Here is an 18562-nt window from a genome sequence, read left to right as displayed (position 1 = left end):
GTGTCCGTTCCGGATAGGAACAAGAAATGCCTATGTACGAAGATCGGGAAACAATAGAAAAAGTTCTGAACGGCGATTACGATGCTTTTGAGGGGCTGGTGGAAAAATACCAGGCCAGAATATACCGACATTTGAAAAAAATGGTAAAAGACGGCCATCTGGCTCAAGATCTGCTCCAGGAAACTTTTCTCAGCGCCTACAAAGGATTACCCGGGTTCACGGGGTCGTCGTCGTTTTCCACCTGGCTTTTCAGGATAGCTACAAATACGGCTTTAATGTATCTTAGGAAAAACAGGCCGGACAGTATCGAATATGACGATGAAATTCGTAATCAATCGAATTCTCCTCTCCCTCCGATTTCTTCGGAATTCGTAAACACGCCACTCGAAATTCTTCTTTCGAATGAAGGCAGAAAGAAAATTGAAGAAGCAATTGACGAACTTCCAGCACTGTATCGATCGGTGATTGTCCTCAGAGACGTTGAGGGATTCTCTCTCGAGGAAGTGTCAAAAATCATGGATTCTTCCATCGCTGCCATAAAATCTCGACTGCATCGTGCAAGGAATTCGGTTCGGGAAACCTTGACTTCATATTATATGGAGAGAAACCTTTCCTCGGACCGACGAGAGGCCTAAATTATGAAAACCTGCAAAGAGTTTTGCGATTGCATATCTGACTATTTGGATGGAGATATGAGCGAGGATATGTGCAGATTGCTGGAAGACCATCTTGACAGGTGTCCTCCTTGCCAGCTCATGTATCAATCTCTTGCCACCACTGTTGAGATTTGTTCCAAATCGATGCCGGCGGAAATACCGGATGACGTGAGGGAAAATCTAAGACGTTTCCTGAGGGAACATTGCGGGCAAGATTCATGTGAACCTAAGAAAGGAGTTTGATAAATGTCGGATAACCCGAACCTTCTCAATGTCTCGGATGGCGATTTCGATCAGGAAATCCTTAAATCGGAAGTTCCTGCACTCGTGGATTTCTGGGCTGCCTGGTGCGGTCCCTGCCGTACCGTAGGGCCCGTTGTCGAAGAATTGGCAACGGAGTATGCGGGAAAAATCAAAGTTGCAAAGCTCAATGTGGATGAAAACAAAGACACTCCCATGAAATATGGGGTCAGAGGTATACCTACACTCATGCTGTTCCATAATGGTCAGGTAGTGGACCAGATCGTGGGGGCTGTCCCCAAAAGCCGCATCAAGGAGTTACTCGACAAGGTCTGATGCCCATGACAACAGAACTTATTATCTTGGGTGGCGGGCCGGCTGGATTAACGGCCGGCATTTACAGCACTCGGGCGCGTATTTCGACTATGCTGCTGGAAAAAGGAATTCCCGGCGGCCAGATGACTGCCACCGAGTATGTGGACAATTATCCGGGATTTCCAGAGCCTATCCTCGGAATGGATCTGTCCAAGAAAATGGAAGCGCAAGCTGTCAAGTTCGGGCTCGATATTCGGTATGGAGACGTCAAATCGGTTCTCCAGGTGGATGATGGATTTTCCATTATCACCGATTCCGATGAGACGTTCCATTGTCGGGCTGTGATTGCGGCTACCGGCGCGTCTCCTATGAAGCTTGGTATTCCTGGTGAATTGGAACTGGCGGGCCGCGGAGTGAGTTATTGTGCCGTCTGCGACGGGCCCTTCTTCCGCGAAACAGAGCTCGCAGTCGTAGGAGGCGGAGATTCCGCGGTAGAAGAAGCTGTGTACCTTACCCGTTTCGCTTCCAAGGTTCACCTTATCCACCGCAGAGATCAGTTGCGGGCCTGCCATGAAATTCAGGAAAAAGCGTTCAGCGAACCTAAGATCTTGGTGCATTGGAATACGATTCCCGTTGAGATTCTCGGAAATAAAGAAGTCACCGGCATCAGATTACGGTCCGCCTCGGACCAGACAGAGTCGGTGTTGCCGATCTCGGGCGTATTCTTCTATGTAGGTCTCAATCCTAATAGCTCCGCGTACGCCAACCTTGTAGAGACCGATCAAAGGGGATTTATCGTCACGGATGAACGCATGGTCACATCTGTTCCCGGATTTTTCGCGGCAGGGGACGTGAGGTCAAAAATACTCAGGCAGATCAGCACCGCAATAGGAGATGGAGCAATAGCAGCTTATAGTGCTCAGCACTATTTGGAACATGGCGCCTCATCCCTTCGCAGAACCAGTAATCGCGCTTCATAAATCTTCCAACGGCTTTTGCTGTTTTTGATTATTTCGGAGAGCCTCGGCTGAGTTTGCACCGCAAGATCTGAAAGTCAGTTATGGAAAAAAGAAGAGCACGAATGTTCGTGCTCTTTTATTATATCCATACCCTATTTCAGCAGAAAAGATTCAAAAAGAAGCTAGCACGTATATGCAAACCCGAGCAATTCTCAGGGATCCATCCGTTCAGGTCCCCAGTACCAGAAGGGGTCGGGGTTGAAATAGTCCGTGTAACCGAATGCCATGTTTCTTGTCCCGTATTCCGGTTCCACAGTCGGTCCGTACTCGGGTTTCCAGAAGGTCGCCATCTCCAGCGCGCCTGTTGTCATCCTGCGGAATGCCTTGAGTGTTCCGGAGAATGTACCTGCGATAAACCCGTTGAATGATCCGGCAAGCCATCCCTGAAGCCCATTGTCGTACGCACCGTGATAACCGCCCTGAATGGCTTCATTTGAGGGATTGACCAGCAGTTCGTAAGGGGCAGTGAATATATTGGTCAGGCCTCTGCCGAATTTCCACGCGGGCAGGCTGCGATCGAATTTCTGCAGATCGTCAAAATCGGTTTCAAAAGCCCACGTCGCCGATACCATTGCCAGGGCTATGAGCACGGCCGCGTGCATAATCAGCATTTTCTTCATAGTTGCATCCTCCACATCGGAACGCCGTTTGCCTTTATTGCTCCGGAATATTCTCATTCAGTACGAATCGTTTGTTGCCGAACGTACGCTTACTCTGGGCCGATCCTATCACAGTGAATCGCAAAAAGCAATAAAAAGATCCTTATTTCAATTTGGTGAATATTTTATCTAGAAATCACTTTCATTAAATATCACGCTTGCCCTGGAACAAATACGGATGTATCATGAATTCCCTTGCTTTCCGGGCTATACCGGGAATGACGCTCCACGAGGAATCACATGAAAAAATGGCTCGTTCTTGCCCTTGCACTGATCATGATTTCCGGCTGTTCCACAAAAAAGATATGGAAGTGGATTGACGAAATGGAATGGGAGAGAGACGATCAGACCATACGGATTATGGACTTCTTGCCGAAATAACTTATACTTCGTTCTTATTCCCCCATCCTGTCACTGGTTGCATCAGTCGATTCACCGGACAATTAAGGGTACTGACTCCGGTGTTTGCCGGATCGTTGAAGTTGTTCAGGAGGTTTCTCATGGAGTATAAAATCGATAGATCCCTTCTCGAGGCCAAATCTACCGAAGAGATTCTCAGAATTCTGCGAACAGAACGCGATGACTATGCTCCGGAAGCTATTACGATATTCGAGGAAATCCTTTCCCAACGCGGAGTTTCCGTGAAGAGCGGAGTTCAACACGCCCGTTCGGCAAAAACAGATTCGTCAGCCCCTGCGCATACGTGGGGATATGATCGGATTCGCAATTCCATGATGGATCAGGCTCGACCACCAGCAGAGAAAGGGGCCGAAAACGTGCTTGTCAACAATCCTTCAGATGCGGTTCGCCTGCTCAATCAGCTTCTCGATGGGGTGCTGAACGGGACCGTCGATCCCAAGGTCGCGGAAGTATCCACACAGCTTGTCATGGCGATTCTTCGCGCAATGGAACAGGAGTTCATGACCGAGTCTGAGGAGGAATAATGGGGAATCCCCAACAATTTAAGGATATATCGCAGGTCGATTTTGCAAAAGGAAACGGGCTCGTTCCGGCCATAGCCCAGGATGTCCGTACGGGCAAAGTGCTCATGATGGCGTACATGAACAGGGAAGCACTGGAAACCACCTTGAAAGAAGGCCGCGCTTGCTATTGGAGCCGCTCCAGGAAAGAGCTATGGCGGAAAGGCGACACTTCAGGCGACATTCAGATCGTGAAAGACGTGCTTGTGGACTGTGATTTGGATACGATACTGTTGCTTGTGGAACAGCAGGGAGATGGCGCATGCCACACAAAAAAGTGGAGTTGTTTTTTTCGGAGATTCACACGAGAAGGAGATTTGCAGGAGATAGATGAATAAGGAAGCTTTGAAACTGGTTATTCCCAAAGGTAGTCTGGAACAGGCAACGATAGATCTATTCAAACGAGCCGGTTGGAACATTTCCATTTCCCCGCGTAACTATTTTCCCACGGTTGACGACGACGAAATAGTAATGGCGCGTCTCCGGGCCCAGGAGATTTCCCGATACGTGGAAGCCGGGACCTTCGATGCTGGGCTCACCGGTAAGGACTGGATACTGGAAAACGGATCGGATGTGCAGGTAATAGACGATCTCGTGTATTCAAAAGTGTCGCAGAATCCTGCCCGATGGGTTCTTGCCGTGGACGGCGAATCCGATTATCACACGCCGGAGGATCTTGCCGGGAAGAAGATAGCCACTGAATTACTACGGTTCACCACACGATTCTTCGCTGACCGGGGAGTCCCCGTGGAAGTGGAGTTTTCCTGGGGCAGCACTGAAGCAAAAGTAAAAGAAGGCGTGGTGGATGCCATCGTTGATGTCACCGAAACCGGAAGCACGCTGAGGGCGAACGGTCTTCGGATTATCCACAATCTGTTGACCACGAATACCCAATTCATCTGCAATCCGAGGTCTTACAAGGACCCCTTCAAGCGCGAGAAGATCGAGCAGATTCATATGCTGCTCCAGGCTGCTCTTGAAGCCCGCAAAATGGTTGGCTTAAAGATGAATGTCTCCAAGGAGAACCTCGACATGATCGTGGGTCTTCTCCCGTCGCTGGACGCTCCAACTGTTGCAGGCCTGTACAAATCCGACTGGTTTGCAGTGGAATCCGTGGTGTCGGAAGAAGTGGTGAGATCCCTCATCCCCAAGCTGCTCAAAGCCGGCGCACGAGGAATTATCGAGTATTCTTTGAATAAGGTGCTATAGCCAATCGGATTTACAGCAATTGCCAGAATTAATGTCCGATTGAGGATAGGAGTATTGGTGGGTGCCGTGCCTCCGTGCCGGCACATCTTCAATATAATCAATGATATCGAATAGAATGGACCGACAGGGAGAAGAAAGTGTCTCAAAATTTACAGATGGACAAGAAATCGTGCCACGATTCACCTTCTTTGTAGGGGTAGGTCTCGTGCCTGCCCTCCCGCAATGACCGGCACGGAGGCCGGTCACTACCGGGCACCCACGAGGGGCGCCCCTACAATCAGGCCGAGAAGATGATGGGGAATTCGTGCTACGATCTGGGATAAATTTTGAATTTTGAGACAGTTTCGAGATGCCGATCCCCACTAACATCTTGTATTGGAGCGTGGGATAAACGTCAGAATTTTCAATCGCTCTAGTTGCTGATCAAATGGTTCACATAGGATGCTGATGAGTGTGAGCGAACCGCATCATTCGAGTGATTTCGCGACCGATGCGGTTCGCTGACGCTCACCGGCATCCTACACCAGCAAGAATTCAGAAATCGGGACTAATAGAAGAAGTCCTCAATGGCCCGCAGAAGCACAAGAGAGAGACCCAGGGCTACTATCCCATGCGGAATGAACTCCCCGAGGGAATCCTTCAAGGTCCCCTGCCTGCCTCGGCTCACGCGATACGCCACAGCGAGCGATCCTGCGGTTCCGGTCCAGATCAACAATTCTTGAAAAAAGTGCGTCCATGAGGGCGGGACTTCAATCACCAGTTGATGGAACACTTCGAACTGGAACATCTGCCATAGTACAAGTGGAAAGTGCACGCCCAAGTTGATCAGATAGTACAGGTGAAAAGCCATGTATCCCGTAAGCACCAAAGGCAGCAGCGCCAGTCCGTATCGAGCAAAGTTCTCTTTGAGGTCGTCCGCGGAAATGCGGCTGGAGACTGCCGCAGCAGCCAGCACGAGTAGATTCGTGCAGGCCAGCATCCCTATGAAGAAGATCGTGAATCCGACGATCTCCGGCATTCCGGGTACGTTCGCTGTGAACCAGGAATGTACGTTCTTGTGCAAGAGATCGCTGAGCAATCCGCCAAGCATTCCGATAACCAGAAAGGCCGTTATGACGAAAGCGTGCCGGATTTCCCAGATCTCCCTGCCCGGAATGCGCAAATTGATATTGATCGCACCGTGAGGGCAATTCTTGTAGCAGGACAAACACAGCTTACAGAACCGGTTGCTCCTGAGGGTCGGAACCATTTGCCCGAAGGGACAGCCCTCGTGATCGGCAGTGCCGGTGTAGCATTCGTTCGAGGTGCACTGGGAGCCGCACACATTGCGGTCCGCCCGGAGTTCGATGGGCGACACTTTGGCGAAGACTCCCATCATTCCGCCCAGAGGACACATGTACCTGCACCAGGATTGGCGTTCAAAGAGTACCGACACAATTATTGCCATCCCGAAAATCACCAGCAGGAGCAATCCCGTGTTCAGGGGTGAGTTCCTGATATCCGTCGCTGTCTCCAGCCATATGATGAACAGTGCGGAACCTGCCACAATGACATCGCTGTGATTCTTGAGAAATGGAGGGAACGGAATGTCGAACGACACGAGCCGCTTTGCCAGACTGCTCACAGTTCCCATGGGACATATTGCGCACCAGAATCGAGCCCACAAAAAGGCGCCGAAGATCATCATGGGCCAACCCACAGCCCAACTGAACAGTCCGCCGAGATTCTTTGACGGATCTGCAGGTCCCAGGAAGAGCAAGATCAGAAGAATAAAGAAGAACGGCATGGCGGCGCTTTGAAATATGGCGGGGAACAAGGGGCTTCGCAGGGCTGAAGCTAGGGTCGAGATGCGCAGCAGGTTGACTTTGCCGCGGTCCTCGATTTTGCGGACGTCGAAATAGATATCCTGAGGTCTCAGCACCCCATTTTCGCTGAGGAGAACCGCCCGTTTCAGCGTAGTAGCCAATTCCCTGTCGTTTCCCGGCCACGAATAGCTCACCAGCGATTTCAGCGTTTCCTTTGAAAGCTGGGGCACCTCCTTGTGGAGTTCCTGGCAGTACTGATTGAGATAATGCTGAGCCAGAGTCGGAATTTCCTTGCGACGCTTTCGTAACGGCGGAATATCGAGGGAATTCCCCAGGAGCCAATGCAGCAGCGGATGCTTTTCCTCGGAAATCTCATGCCGTTCCAGATTGGTGGTCCCGATCAGGCGAAAATCCAGGGCATATTCCGCTTCTCCTCCAATCCTTTTGAAACTCCCTGTCTGAAGCGTCTTAAGGAGTTCTCTCTGCACTGGGGTGGTTAACTGTTCGACGCTCCGCACGAGCAGCGTGCCTTCTTCAGTGAGTTCCAGGTATCCGGGAGTCTCGGACCGCGACCTGCCTAAGGAATTGGTTTCCGAGCCGAAGAACAGTTTCATCTGTTCGCTCGTGGGATTTCTCGGACTGTCGGGGAGTTCGGAGGCATCCAAAACAGATGAACCTTGAACCGGTCTCAAGAGATCGAGGCAGAGGAAAATGCGTTTGTGATGGGTGCTGAGATCGTATAAGGCATGCGCCACAAATTCTTTGCCAACTCCCGTTTCACCGGTCACCAGGACCGGCTTGCGGGATTCTGCAAGTTCCTCAAGACGTTTGCTGGTTCTCCGGAGGACTGTTTGACTGACGAAGAAGTCCGGGAACAGGTGCTCCTGACGGCTGATGAGCTGCTGTAAGGCCCTCTTTTTACGGATATTCCGATACACGCTGCCGTCGAGCCGGATCACCTTTCGCGCGAGATTTTTCAGCACAGTAACTGCTGCTGCAGGATTATCCTGGAGTATGCGATCGAATTCTGCGGACGGCAATTCCAGGAGAGTACACGGTTCCTGTGCCACCACTTCGGACTGGACCGGCGCGGGGCGTCCGATGAGATGACTGATCTCACCGATCATGTCTCCGGGTTGTATTGTCTCCACGGCAATATCCTGTCCAGCTTCTTCTCGCACTGTGATCAGCGCTCGACCCGAGATCAGGAAACGGATGGTATCTCCCGGGTCACCGGCCTCGGCAATAACGGCATCTCTCGGGTATTTCTTCAGTGAGCTTTTTTGCAGTATGGATTCCCGCAACGAAGCATCGAGTCCTCGAAATGGATCGACAGGGAGGTCGGAAAAGGCTATGTCTTGAAGGAAGGGTGCCATGTAATACTTTACACTCTAATTACCGCCACACAATAACGGCTTGGTCCCTGAAAGGGTCCACCATTGGGTGCATCTGAATTCGAGTTAGACGATGGTGGATCCCGCCAGGGTCCTCACCGCCTGATTTTGCTGCAATCCTTTCCATGGGTTGCACCCAATGGCTACCCTTTGGATCGCCCCCTTTGGGGCTCCGGCCAACACGTCCCAGCCAGGATGGCGCTAAAAGCTGAGCTAGATGAACAATCCGTTTCCGTTTATCTTGCAATCGACAACACTAAGCATCCCGAGGTGAAGCTCTGGGACATCGTCCCCCTCAAACTGATTTTCGCGTAACCTGCTCTCTCCCCAAAACGGTTTTGAGCGCTTTACAGACTCTGATCGTCCTATAGGGACGAACCAGTGTAGCCACGGGTGCAAACCCGTGGTCAAATGGCATAACAACGTAAGAAACCGGACCCTGAAGGGGTCAACCTACAGGTGCCCTATTTCAGAAGATACTTCTCGTCAAACTGAATGCCTGCTTCATTCAGAAGATTCCTCAATTCTTCTCCAAAAGAGAGGGCCTTATGGTGCTGTTCTTGGTTCTTGATATAAAGAATCAGTCGTTCCTTATCCTTCTCTGAATGGGTGAAGGCGCCGTATCCGGCTTGCCAGCCAGAAAACTCCGTGAAAATTCGGTTTGTTTTGATCCAATTAGATGAAGACACTTTAATTTCCCGGATCAAATTTGATAGCGCCTGGGTTGGATGCAGACGGATCAGGATGTGTATATGGTCCAAGGTTCCATTCACACGGTATAAATGGCAGTCTCTGAATCGGATAATACCCCAGATATATCGAAACATGGCCTCTCTCTCTGTGGCGACCAGTACCGGTGCCCTGCCCTTTGTCGAGAAGACGATGTGATACAAAATTTGGGTGTACGTCGACATTGCTACAACGTCCCGAAGTATGACCCCTCCAGGGTCTTGACTATAGTTCCGTCACGATCCTTTCCGTGGGTTCGCACCCACGGCTACTTTTGGGTCGCCCCCGCCGGGGCTCCCGAAACTATTTTAACTCGAAAGAGTCGGACGATGGAGCTAAGGGAAAATCCTTTATATAAAAGAGTTCCCACAGAAAACCCTTCCATCATCAGCCATATCTAACGTAATGGAATGCTCCGCACGTCTGGCTCCCTGCAAACAACTTACTCACTCCTGATGGCGGTTTCGATCTTGATGCCGTATTTCTCAATACGTGCAAGAAGCGTGGGTCTGGACAACCCCAGAAGCTTTGCCGCCTGGGATCGATTCCCACTGGTGAGATTCAAGGCTTCAGTGATAAGCAATTCAGCGAACTTATCGATGAGATCGTTGAACGTCTTTTCACCGCCGCCCAAAGCCAGGACTTTTCGAACCCAATCCCGTATAGGCTCGTCTTCGGAACTCTGTATCGGCTCACGTCGTGCAGTCTCCCCCTTGATTGCCTGTGAAATCTCCTCTGCGCTGATGGGGGCTCCTCTGCTGAAAATGAGAGCTTTTTGCATCGTGTTCCCCAGTTCGCGCACATTTCCCGGCCATGCGTAATTGTTGAGAATAGTCTTGGCTTCCGCTGTGACACCGGGACTGTTGACGTTCATTTCGGACGCATATTTCTTGAGAAAATAATCGGCAAGTACGATGGTGTCACCGGAGCGATCGCGTAAAGGCGGCAGTCGCAGAGTCACCACCTTTAGCCGGTAGTAGAGATCTTCGCGGAATCTGCCTTCGGCAAGGGCCGCTTCCAAATCCCGATTCGTTGCGGCAATGACGCGAACATCCACGGGAATCGGGGCTCGTCCGCCCAGTCTCTCTATGCTCTTTTCCTGAAGAAGACGGAGAATCTTTGCCTGAATGCTGAATGGCATATCTCCGATTTCATCAAGGAAAACAGTACCGCCATTGGCCTGTTCGATTTTCCCGACTCTCCTGGTGACAGCGCCGGTAAATGCGCCTTTTTCATACCCGAACAACTCGCTCTCCAGGAGTGTTTCGGGAATGGCCACACAATTTATCACCAGGAAAGGTTTGTCAGAGCGAATTCCGTGCTGATAAATCGCTCGTGCGACGAGTTCTTTACCTGTTCCCGATTCTCCCCGGATGAGAACCGTGGCATCAGTCGAAGCAACCCTGCCTATCGCTTTGAAGACTTCCTGCATAGCCTTGCTGCGCCCGAGAATAGCATCTGAGGAATCGTTCACCGCGGTCGCGTCCACTGATACGCGGGACCGCATAAACCTTCCGGCTTCGAGAGCTTTCTCGATAGTGTTCAACATCTCCGGAATTTCGAACGGTTTCAGGACGTAATCATAGGCCCCCAGCTTTGTTGCTTCTATCGCTGTATCCGTACTGCCGTACGCAGTCATGATGATGACCGGCAGCTTCGGCTCGATGTCGTGCATGGCTCGGAATGTTTCCAGGCCGTCCATCCCGGGCAGGCGCACATCCATGATGACGAGATCCGGGAGCTTTGCCTTGATAAGCTCTAGACCGGTTTCTCCTGTGGCAGAAGTGCGGACGACATGCCCTTCTGAAGTCAACAGCTTTTCAAAACTGTGCCTGAGCTGAGCGTCATCGTCTACGATAACGATTGTTCCCACGCGCCCTCCTCCCGGATCGGAAGAGTGATGATGAAAGTGGCACCTTCACTCTCTCTTGATTTCAGGTCGAGCCACCCTCCGTGTTCTTCCACGATGCGAGTTGCTATGCTCAGCCCCAAACCCGTTCCTTCTTCCTTAGTACTGAAAAATGGTTGAAAAAGCTTTTCCTGAATGGCATCCGGAACGCCCGGACCTTTGTCGCTGACCGCAATGGTGATGAAGCGCCCCATATTCTCTGATGTATTCAGCTTTTCGGAGATGTCGATGGATCCTCCATCCACCATTGCCTCGCATGCATTTACTATAAGATTTACGAATACTTCTTTCAACTGATCGGGATCAGCGGGAATTTCAGGCAAGCGCTCTTCTCGCTGAACTGTCACTTTTACATCGTACGATTCCAGACGATGCCGCAACAACTGAATCGCCATGTCGACAGCATCGGACGGGCTTACTGTCTGCATCTTGAGTTTGGGCGGCCTGGAAAATTCCAGGAAATTCCCCACTATAGTATCGATGTGTCTGATCTCTTCAGAGATGACTTCGAAGTCTTCTTTTTGACTGGGAGAAAGAGCCAATGTGCGCTCCATGGAGAAGAGTCTCATTTTCACTGAAGTGAGGGGATTTCGGACACTGTGAGCAACGCCCGCGGCCAGTTTTCCTACAAGAGCCCATTTTTCTGCCTGGAGGAGGTGTTCACGGCTCCATTTCAGTTTCGTTTTCGTTTGATCCACGTCCTCAATGAGATCTCTGAATCTGAGACTGAGCGCCTTGACTTCATCCTCCACGTTATCGGTGGTTGCCTGGGTGGTCAGCGTCAACTGGCGAATTGGTCCGAGCACCTGTATTAAAAGAATGTAAGCGAGCACCAGACTTAATACCAGCACGCAGACAAGCGCGGCAAACGCAAGGACAGTAATCAATTGTGCTTCATCTGCTATTTGCATGCGGGAAGCAGCGATACGTTCTTCATATTTTCGGGTGAATTCCTGACATAAATCAATAATGGCAAAAAACTGATCTCGGATTTCTTTATGTAATTTGAAGCCCTCAGCCTTCTTGCCTTCTTTATACAAGTCCAGGACCTGGTCCCGATAGTACGAGTATTTTATATAGAGTGATTCAATACGATTGAGTATTTCTCTTTCTTTATCTGAATCGGTTGATTTACGGGCTTTCAGGAGTATCGATTCGAAGGAATTTCGATATTTGTCGAGTTTCTCGAGCCATTGAGGGTCTCCGTCCTGGAAGAAATACGTAACGTAGCCCTTCTGCATAACAATGGCATTCTCGAGCTCTTGAGACGTACGAAATGCTCCAATATCCGATTCGACCAATGCCGCGAAGAATCTGTCCATCATGTACGTGTACCACATGGAAGTGATACCACCGCCAACCGTGACCAGAACCAGCAGCGCGAGCATACATATGATACGCGTGCGCAGACTTATTCGATTCCACATGAGCTTCTCCGTAGATTATAAAGCGGAACCGCTTTGAGACAGGCTCTTCAGAGCAGTCTCTTATTCTACTCGTAAAAAAGGATGAAGATGAATCAGACTATCTGTGATTTCCAAACGAGTCAATGAGCTTTTTGGCAGGCTTTTTTACAGGTTGTAAAGAACACTGACATCCCTGATACAAAGAATGATTGGAGCAATATAATGCAGTGATCTTTCCGGAGCGCTGCGAGAGGACGCGAACGGTCTTGCATTTCTGCCTTAACTTGGCACAACTGTTGCTTCTTCGAATGGACAGAGATTGTGGAGGGCTCACGAGAAAGGCCACACGCGAGAGGGAACTTTTCATATATCGCCCTCCATATGATCTCATTTTTCCCGGTTCCCGCCCCGGAATCCCTAAAATCCCCCGAGAACATATATTCGAATATCCTCCCGATACATATAGGAATTATCAAAATTGATCTCTGGTTGTGGATAGAAGTACTGGTGGGGTGCCAGCCTCCGGAAACTGTCTCAAAAATCGAAATTTATCCCAGATCGTGGAACGAAGTCCTCATGGTCCTGCTGGCCTGATTGTAGGAGCGGGCCTCGTGTCCGTCCAAATAAGGGTAGGCACTAGGCCTACCCCTACGAAGATAGAGAATCGTGTCACGCTTCTTGTGGAATCGAGAATGTTGAGACCGTTTCTCCGTGCTGACATCCACTAATATCTCGTATTGAAGCGCTGGATAAACCTCAGAATTATCTTACCCATAGAGGTTAATGTAAATCCTACCGGGAATTGGCACGAAAATTGGATCATTGAGATGCAAGAGTGTTAGCACTCCTGGAGTCGAAAGGGGGATTCGAGTGAGGAAAATCAGGACTGCATCTGCTGACACTGCGAAGCGATCGTGCGTGGGCATTTCATGTGGAGAGGAGTACGAAGATGTTAGTTAAGTATTGGATGCGAAAAGATGTTCCGACAATCGATGTAAATGCTTCGATGCAGGATGCAATGGTGTGTATGAAAGAGCATAAGGTCGCTCTTTTGCCGGTAATGCAGAAGAATCAACTCATAGGAGTAGTGACGGATAGAGACTTGAAGAGGGCGTCCGCTTCGGATGCAACTTCTCTGGATATTCACGAGCTCATCTATCTCCTTTCAAGAATCAAAGTTTCAGATATCATGAGCCGAAAACCCGTAACCCTGGCTCCGGATCTCACGTTGGAAGAGGCTGCATCGATTCTTCTGAAGAACAACTTTTCCGGAGCTCCCGTAATCAATGGCGATGGAAAAGTGATTGGCCTGATTTCCAATCACGAGCTGTTCCAAGCGCTGATTTCTCTAAGCGGACTGGAACAACGGGGTGTGCAGTTCGCCTTTCAACTGGAAGACCGTCCCGGGGCAATAGGCGAAGTTCTGGAAATAATCAGGGTCCACTGCGGTCGACTCGTCAGTATTCTCACTTCCTGCGAGCGGGCACCAGCCGGGTATCGCCATGTGTACATAAGGGCTCATTCCATCGAACGTAGTCAAGTACCTGCAATGCTCGCTGAAATGAGGGAGAAGGGTACCGTGCTTTATTTCGTGGACCATCGCGACAACACGAGACAGGAATTCATCGAATCATTCGCCTCCCCCCTCTGAGAGAGTCCGAAAACCACGTCTCGTCATTCTACACGTTGGAATGACGAGCGGGTTCTTTTACTCCCATCTAATACCATTTCGTTGATGAGTTATAGCAAATGTCACATTTTTTGTCCGATTGCGAAAAGCGCTTCTGGATAATCGGTGGGTGCCGTGCCTCCGTGCCGGCACATTTTTCATAATGAACCGACCGGTTCGGTCCGGCAGAGACGCCGGACTCTACCCTTCCTTGTAGAAGGAACGGTCTTCAAAAGGTCGGAAATTATGTCTACTGCTATAATAAACTATGGGTTCGGCAGGGAGACGTCGGTCCCCACTAGTATCTTGTCTTGAAGCATGGGATAAACGTCAGATTTTTATATGAATCGCTACAGGTACAGTAGAGTCGAGAAGAAGCATAGCGTACGTCATCTCCCCCGGCGCCTCTGGCTTGACGTTCCGCGAACACAAGGAAACCAGCACAAACAGTGGGTAATTTTTCCCTTGACTTATTTTGTGATATACCGCATTGTGATTCCAACAATCGATGGAATAATAAGATGGAACATTACGATGCCAACACCTCTTGAAAAAGCCCGAAAAGATCCTGATTCCATGAAGGCCAGGATTCTCAATAAAGCACGGATCATTTTCGGTCAATACGGGTTTCATGGCGCTACGACGAGAATGATTGCAGAAGAGGTTGGGATTGATATCTCCACCATGTACTATCATTGGGGTGAAAAAAGCGATCTGTACGAAGCAGTCGTTCTCGATATAAATGAAGACCTCAAAACCAAGCTATTGGAAGTAGAAAATATCATACACGGAATGCCTCTGGCGAAAAGAATCGAAATCTCTTTCGACATCATGATCGATTATCTTTTCGAGCACTCGGAGATTTCCAATTTGATTCTATTTCGCTATTTTACGAAAACCCGGGACGAATCCGCTCTGGATTTTCATGTTCCGGAAGTGATTACCGATATCGCTCGGTCCATGGGTATGGCAAAAGATAGAAAAAATGTGCCCAACGAAGTACGTATGCTGGTGCTTGCACTCATGAACGCCATGCACAATTTCGTTTCAGGCGAAGACTTTTTCAGATCCATGCTCAAGATTTCCAAAGAAGAATATATCAGGCTGGTAAAAGAGACGCTCAATTATATATTCCTGCCCTCCTTCGCCGGGGTTCGGCCAAAGACGGAAGCGGACTAAGAATAAGGCCGACTCTTTCAAGACTTTCGGGAAACGCTATAGTCGACGGATGAAGTCTGAAAGGATCTCGTTGAACTTCAGCGGTTGTTCCATCGATACCAGGTGTCCTGCTGCAGGAATAATCTGTAATGACGAATTTTTTATAGATTCACTGAGAAACTTGGCGTACTTCACCGGAGTGAGCTTGTCTTCTTGACCGACGATAATACAGGTCGGTAGATCGATTTCCGATAGCCTGCCCATTACATCGAATTCGTTGCACGCACCGAGATCGCCCAGTATCAGTTCAGCGTCGGCATCCAGAAACTTTTCCCGTAGTTTTGCATGAAGAACGGGGTCCGGACTGTCCGACAGGCAAAAATCGGCCAACATTGACAGTGCTTTATTCTTATTGTCTCTGAGCCCCTCAAGAAAAGCCGGATGCACCTTCAATCGGGCACCCGCTCCAACAAGACCGAGAGCCACAAGCCAGGGCTGACGAGCATTCAGCGCAATCCATTGAGTAATAGCACTGCCCAGAGAACATCCCACAAGCATTACTTTTCGGAGATCCACTGCATCTATGAAATCGATTACCCACCGGGAAAAACCCTGAACAGTTGCTTCACCCGGACCTTCCGAAGTACCATGTCCCGGCAGTTCCAGAGCCAACATGCTAGCAGTCGAAGATAATCCGTTCAGTTGATCCCGCCAGTGCTCTCTGTCACCGCCGGTTCCATGAATGAACACGACCGTAAGCCCGTTTTTGTCGAAGCTTTCGGGCTGAATCTCAAATCCGAGTCTTCTTCCGTTTATTGTACGTTCGGGCATGGGAGTGTCCCTCAATTACAAAGAATAAAAAACCTTATCGAGGAAAAAACGTTTTTTCCCGATTCAAGTAGGATTGTCTTTTCTTTCGAAATATCTCAGAGGCTTTGGATAAAAGGTTTCAAAGCCACTCTCACCGATGCATCAAAGACTCATACCTCTGGGGACTATCACCACGCCCGCGTTAGATATGGTAAAGCGAGCCTTATCTGCCTCGGGATCGTGTCCGATCACGAAATCATCGGGAACATGCACGTCCTGATCTATAATCGCTTTCTTGATCTTCACCCGTGACCCTATTTTCACGTTTTCCAGGATGACCGAATCTTCCACAAGGCTTTTGGGGCCAACCGATACGTTTAACGACAGAACCGAGCGGCGAACGGTTGCTCCGGACACAATGCATCCTCCGGAAATAATAGAGTTCAATGCGGCTCCATTGAGGACTCCTTCCGAATCATCCGTTGACACGGTCTTGGCTGGAGGCACTTGTTCCTGGTACGTACGGATAGGCCATTCGGGGTCGTACAGGTTAACAGGAGGATCTTTCTTGCAGAGATCCATATTGGCCTGCCAGTATGCGTCCAGAGTTCCTATATCTCTCCAATATCGGCCTTCCTCATTGTTTGCTTCTTTGAAACTGTGGACGAATACACCGCTCTTGGTGATAGCGGAAGGTACTACGTCCTTCCCAAAATCATGGGAGGATGCTGAATTCTTGGCATCCGCTATGACACTCTTCACCAGCATGTCGGTGTTGAAAATGTATACTCCCATGGAAACGAACGCTTTATCAGGATTTCCGGGAACGGGTTTCGGATTCTTCGGCTTCTCCTCCCAATCCACAATCCTGAATCGGTCATCGCTTCCTATCACACCGAACGCAGATGCCTCAGAGCGATCCACTTCCACGCCGGCAACGGTAAGCTGCGCGTTTTTCTCGATATGAAAAGCGAGCATATCGTTGTAGTTCATTTTGTAAACATGATCGCCGGAGAGTATGAGGACTCGTTCGGGTCGTTCCCGTTGGAGAATATGGATGTTCTGGTAGATACTGTCTGCAGTGCCGCGATACCAACGGTCTACGTTTCTCTGCTGAGGCGGAATGCATTCGATGAATTCACCCAACTCGTGGTTGAAAATATTCCATCCCAGCCGTATATGTCGATCCAGTGAAACCGACCTGTACTGGGTGAGAACGTAAACCCTGCGGATATCTGAGTTCAAGCAATTCGATAAGGTAAAATCCACAATTCTGTAAATCCCGCCAAATCTGACGGATGGCTTGGCTCGGGCCTTGGTCAACGGATACAGGCGCTCGCCTTTCCCTCCCGCCATCAAAATGCATAAAGTCTTTTTCATCTCACTTCTAAGATTCATCACCAAGCAACCTTTTTATTTCTTGCTTGAGGACAGTTGTATCCGATGATTTGACAACGTACGCATCCGCTCCCCAGGTAGTAAAGTCATCTTTATAGTGGCTGTACGCCGTATTGAGGATTACGGGTATACCTTTATCGCGGCCGAGTAATTTCTCTAGAGTCTCGATTCCATCCATACCCGGCATTTGAATATCGAGAACGACAAGGTCGGGAGGATCGGATTCAACTTTTTCAAGAGCCTCTATCCCGGAATGTGCTATTGTGACCGCATAGCCTTCATCTTCAAGTTCACTTCTGTAAAGCTCGCATATATGTTTTTCGTCATCCACTACTAAAATGTGCTTCATAGTCCCAGCCTCGCGAAAGATCGCATTCACTTCGGTCACTCTGCAATGTAACAGCGGATTCAGAATATCAAATGATGCCCCCAAAGAGCAACTTTTTCACGAATTCAGGAGAGTGTATCGGCGATTCAACTACCTATGGATTCTCCATGCTCCAGGCATTCTCGCTATCGTGCGATGCTATCTTTTAGATTTGGCGGAATGGCGATCGAGTGCCGCTCTGATATCGGTTCTCAGCCTGGTCGAGAAGTCTTTTAGCGCCTGGTTTAATGCGGCAACAATCGATTCCGGTTTGCTGTCGACACTTGGCACCTCAAAACGGTACGTCTCTCTCATAAGACTCTTATCCATTCCCAATGGTGCATCAAAATCCATGAGCGACACTTCAATTACCAAGCGTGCAAAAGCTTTTCCATTCTTGATTTCACCCTGCAACTGCCGAATCAGTCCTTCCAGAGCATATCGATAGCGGGCGGTGCTGAGCTGATCTACGGTTCGGGCGAACAGACCGGAAGCTTTCAGATCCCTGAGTACCAGCTCGGTTATCATGTCCGCGGGATTCTCTTGCCATCGGTGCTTCAGGATCGATTTTTCGCTTCCTTTCTCGCATGAAATCGCGAGAGTGTGCATCTCTATCTCCGGATCCAGAAGAAAATGGTAGACCATGAGGGTATCCGGTGAAACACTGGTCTTTTCCGTGGGCGGGCTTGGATAATTAAAAGTGTGGTAGGTAATGGCGTCCCGTGTTGTGAGCGCGCACCCTACTTGCAGGAAAAACATACTCAGGATGAGAAAAAGAGTGCGTGCAGTATTTAAAGAGAGCCGCTTGGGAATCTTCATATTTACGCTCGTGCCAAAAG

The 18562-nt window shown here is 49.5% G+C and carries 19 protein-coding genes; 10 read left to right on the top strand and 9 right to left on the bottom strand.

The window, feature by feature from the left end:
- The first annotated feature begins 26 nt into the window (after nucleotides 1–26).
- From DESTI_RS08320 to trxB, 4 genes are read left to right on the top strand one after another with little or no spacing between them, the layout of a single operon-like run.
- The gene (locus DESTI_RS08320) at nucleotides 27–635 is read left to right on the top strand and encodes an RNA polymerase sigma factor (RefSeq protein ID WP_014809524.1); all 609 of its coding nucleotides are present in this window, start codon (nucleotides 27–29) and stop codon (nucleotides 633–635) included.
- A gap of 3 nt (nucleotides 636–638) precedes the next feature.
- Nucleotides 639–899 (top strand): anti-sigma factor family protein, encoded by a 261-nt coding sequence (locus tag DESTI_RS31715; protein ID WP_014809523.1) that lies wholly within the window; start codon nucleotides 639–641, stop codon nucleotides 897–899.
- Nucleotides 900–902: 3 nt separating this feature from the next.
- Nucleotides 903–1232: a thioredoxin gene (gene trxA / locus DESTI_RS08310; RefSeq protein ID WP_014809522.1), complete on the top strand. Its 330-nt coding sequence runs from the start codon at nucleotides 903–905 to the stop codon at nucleotides 1230–1232.
- Nucleotides 1232–2191, top strand: a complete 960-nt coding sequence (gene trxB, locus DESTI_RS08305; RefSeq protein WP_014809521.1) for a thioredoxin-disulfide reductase — start codon at nucleotides 1232–1234, stop codon at nucleotides 2189–2191. The genes trxA and trxB overlap by 1 nt, the downstream gene beginning before the upstream one ends.
- 191 nt (nucleotides 2192–2382) lie before the next feature.
- On the opposite strand, the gene DESTI_RS08300 is transcribed toward trxB, so the two are convergent.
- Nucleotides 2383–2850 carry a hypothetical protein gene (locus DESTI_RS08300; RefSeq protein ID WP_014809520.1) on the bottom strand — a complete coding sequence of 156 codons (468 nt, stop codon included), beginning with the start codon at nucleotides 2848–2850 and terminating at the stop codon, nucleotides 2383–2385.
- 279 nt (nucleotides 2851–3129) lie between these two features.
- On the opposite strand from DESTI_RS08300, the gene DESTI_RS30675 reads away from it, so the two are divergent.
- From DESTI_RS30675 to hisG, 4 genes are all read left to right on the top strand, one after another.
- Nucleotides 3130–3270: a Prokaryotic membrane lipoprotein lipid attachment site gene (locus tag DESTI_RS30675; protein ID WP_014809519.1), complete on the top strand. Its 141-nt coding sequence runs from the start codon at nucleotides 3130–3132 to the stop codon at nucleotides 3268–3270.
- A gap of 119 nt (nucleotides 3271–3389) precedes the next feature.
- Complete coding sequence (locus DESTI_RS08295) at nucleotides 3390–3833, top strand: hypothetical protein (protein WP_014809518.1); 444 nt, start codon at nucleotides 3390–3392, stop codon at nucleotides 3831–3833.
- Entirely contained in the window at nucleotides 3833–4207 is a 375-nt protein-coding gene (hisI, locus tag DESTI_RS08290; RefSeq protein WP_014809517.1) for a phosphoribosyl-AMP cyclohydrolase, read from the top strand. Before DESTI_RS08295 ends, hisI begins: the two co-directional genes overlap by 1 nt.
- On the top strand, nucleotides 4200–5078 hold the full coding sequence (hisG, locus tag DESTI_RS08285; protein WP_014809516.1) for an ATP phosphoribosyltransferase: 879 nt from the start codon (nucleotides 4200–4202) through the stop codon (nucleotides 5076–5078). Before hisI ends, hisG begins: the two co-directional genes overlap by 8 nt.
- 547 nt (nucleotides 5079–5625) lie before the next feature.
- Here hisG and DESTI_RS08280 read toward each other — a convergent pair.
- The 4 genes from DESTI_RS08280 to DESTI_RS08260 all read right to left on the bottom strand — a co-directional run bounded on the left by DESTI_RS08280 (nucleotide 5626) and on the right by DESTI_RS08260 (nucleotide 12342).
- Nucleotides 5626–8259, bottom strand: a complete 2634-nt coding sequence (locus DESTI_RS08280) for a sigma 54-interacting transcriptional regulator (RefSeq protein WP_014809515.1) — start codon at nucleotides 8257–8259, stop codon at nucleotides 5626–5628.
- Nucleotides 8260–8741: 482 nt separating this feature from the next.
- A complete protein-coding gene (gene tnpA, locus DESTI_RS08270) occupies nucleotides 8742–9191 on the bottom strand; it encodes an IS200/IS605 family transposase (protein WP_014809514.1) in 450 nt (149 codons plus the stop codon).
- Nucleotides 9192–9448: 257 nt separating this feature from the next.
- Nucleotides 9449–10879, bottom strand: coding sequence for a sigma-54-dependent transcriptional regulator (locus DESTI_RS08265; protein ID WP_014809513.1), 1431 nt, complete (start codon nucleotides 10877–10879; stop codon nucleotides 9449–9451).
- Nucleotides 10858–12342, bottom strand: a complete 1485-nt coding sequence (locus DESTI_RS08260; protein WP_014809512.1) for an ATP-binding protein — start codon at nucleotides 12340–12342, stop codon at nucleotides 10858–10860. Before DESTI_RS08260 ends, DESTI_RS08265 begins: the two co-directional genes overlap by 22 nt.
- A 928-nt stretch (nucleotides 12343–13270) precedes the next feature.
- Between DESTI_RS08260 and DESTI_RS08250 the strand changes: the two genes are divergently transcribed.
- Nucleotides 13271–13972 carry a CBS and ACT domain-containing protein gene (locus DESTI_RS08250; protein WP_014809510.1) on the top strand — a complete coding sequence of 234 codons (702 nt, stop codon included), beginning with the start codon at nucleotides 13271–13273 and terminating at the stop codon, nucleotides 13970–13972.
- 552 nt (nucleotides 13973–14524) lie between these two features.
- Nucleotides 14525–15169 carry a TetR/AcrR family transcriptional regulator gene (locus DESTI_RS08245; protein WP_052316014.1) on the top strand — a complete coding sequence of 215 codons (645 nt, stop codon included), beginning with the start codon at nucleotides 14525–14527 and terminating at the stop codon, nucleotides 15167–15169.
- A gap of 36 nt (nucleotides 15170–15205) precedes the next feature.
- On the opposite strand, the gene DESTI_RS08240 is transcribed toward DESTI_RS08245, so the two are convergent.
- From DESTI_RS08240 to DESTI_RS08225, 4 genes are all read right to left on the bottom strand, one after another.
- A complete protein-coding gene (locus DESTI_RS08240; protein ID WP_014809508.1) occupies nucleotides 15206–15979 on the bottom strand; it encodes an alpha/beta fold hydrolase in 774 nt (257 codons plus the stop codon).
- Between the two features lie 141 nt (nucleotides 15980–16120).
- The gene (gene glgC, locus DESTI_RS08235; protein WP_041286053.1) at nucleotides 16121–17338 is read right to left on the bottom strand and encodes a glucose-1-phosphate adenylyltransferase; all 1218 of its coding nucleotides are present in this window, start codon (nucleotides 17336–17338) and stop codon (nucleotides 16121–16123) included.
- Nucleotides 17339–17345: 7 nt separating this feature from the next.
- The gene (locus DESTI_RS08230; protein ID WP_014809506.1) at nucleotides 17346–17705 is read right to left on the bottom strand and encodes a response regulator; all 360 of its coding nucleotides are present in this window, start codon (nucleotides 17703–17705) and stop codon (nucleotides 17346–17348) included.
- Nucleotides 17706–17882: 177 nt separating this feature from the next.
- Entirely contained in the window at nucleotides 17883–18542 is a 660-nt protein-coding gene (locus DESTI_RS08225; protein WP_157212125.1) for an ABC-type transport auxiliary lipoprotein family protein, read from the bottom strand.
- Nucleotides 18543–18562: the final 20 nt, after the last annotated feature.

It is taken from the genome of Desulfomonile tiedjei DSM 6799 (genome assembly GCF_000266945.1).
GTDB classification, from domain to species: Bacteria; Desulfobacterota; Desulfomonilia; order Desulfomonilales; family Desulfomonilaceae; genus Desulfomonile; species Desulfomonile tiedjei.
Note: the sequence above shows the minus strand (reverse complement) of the source record. Positions and strands in the feature narration are given on the sequence as shown.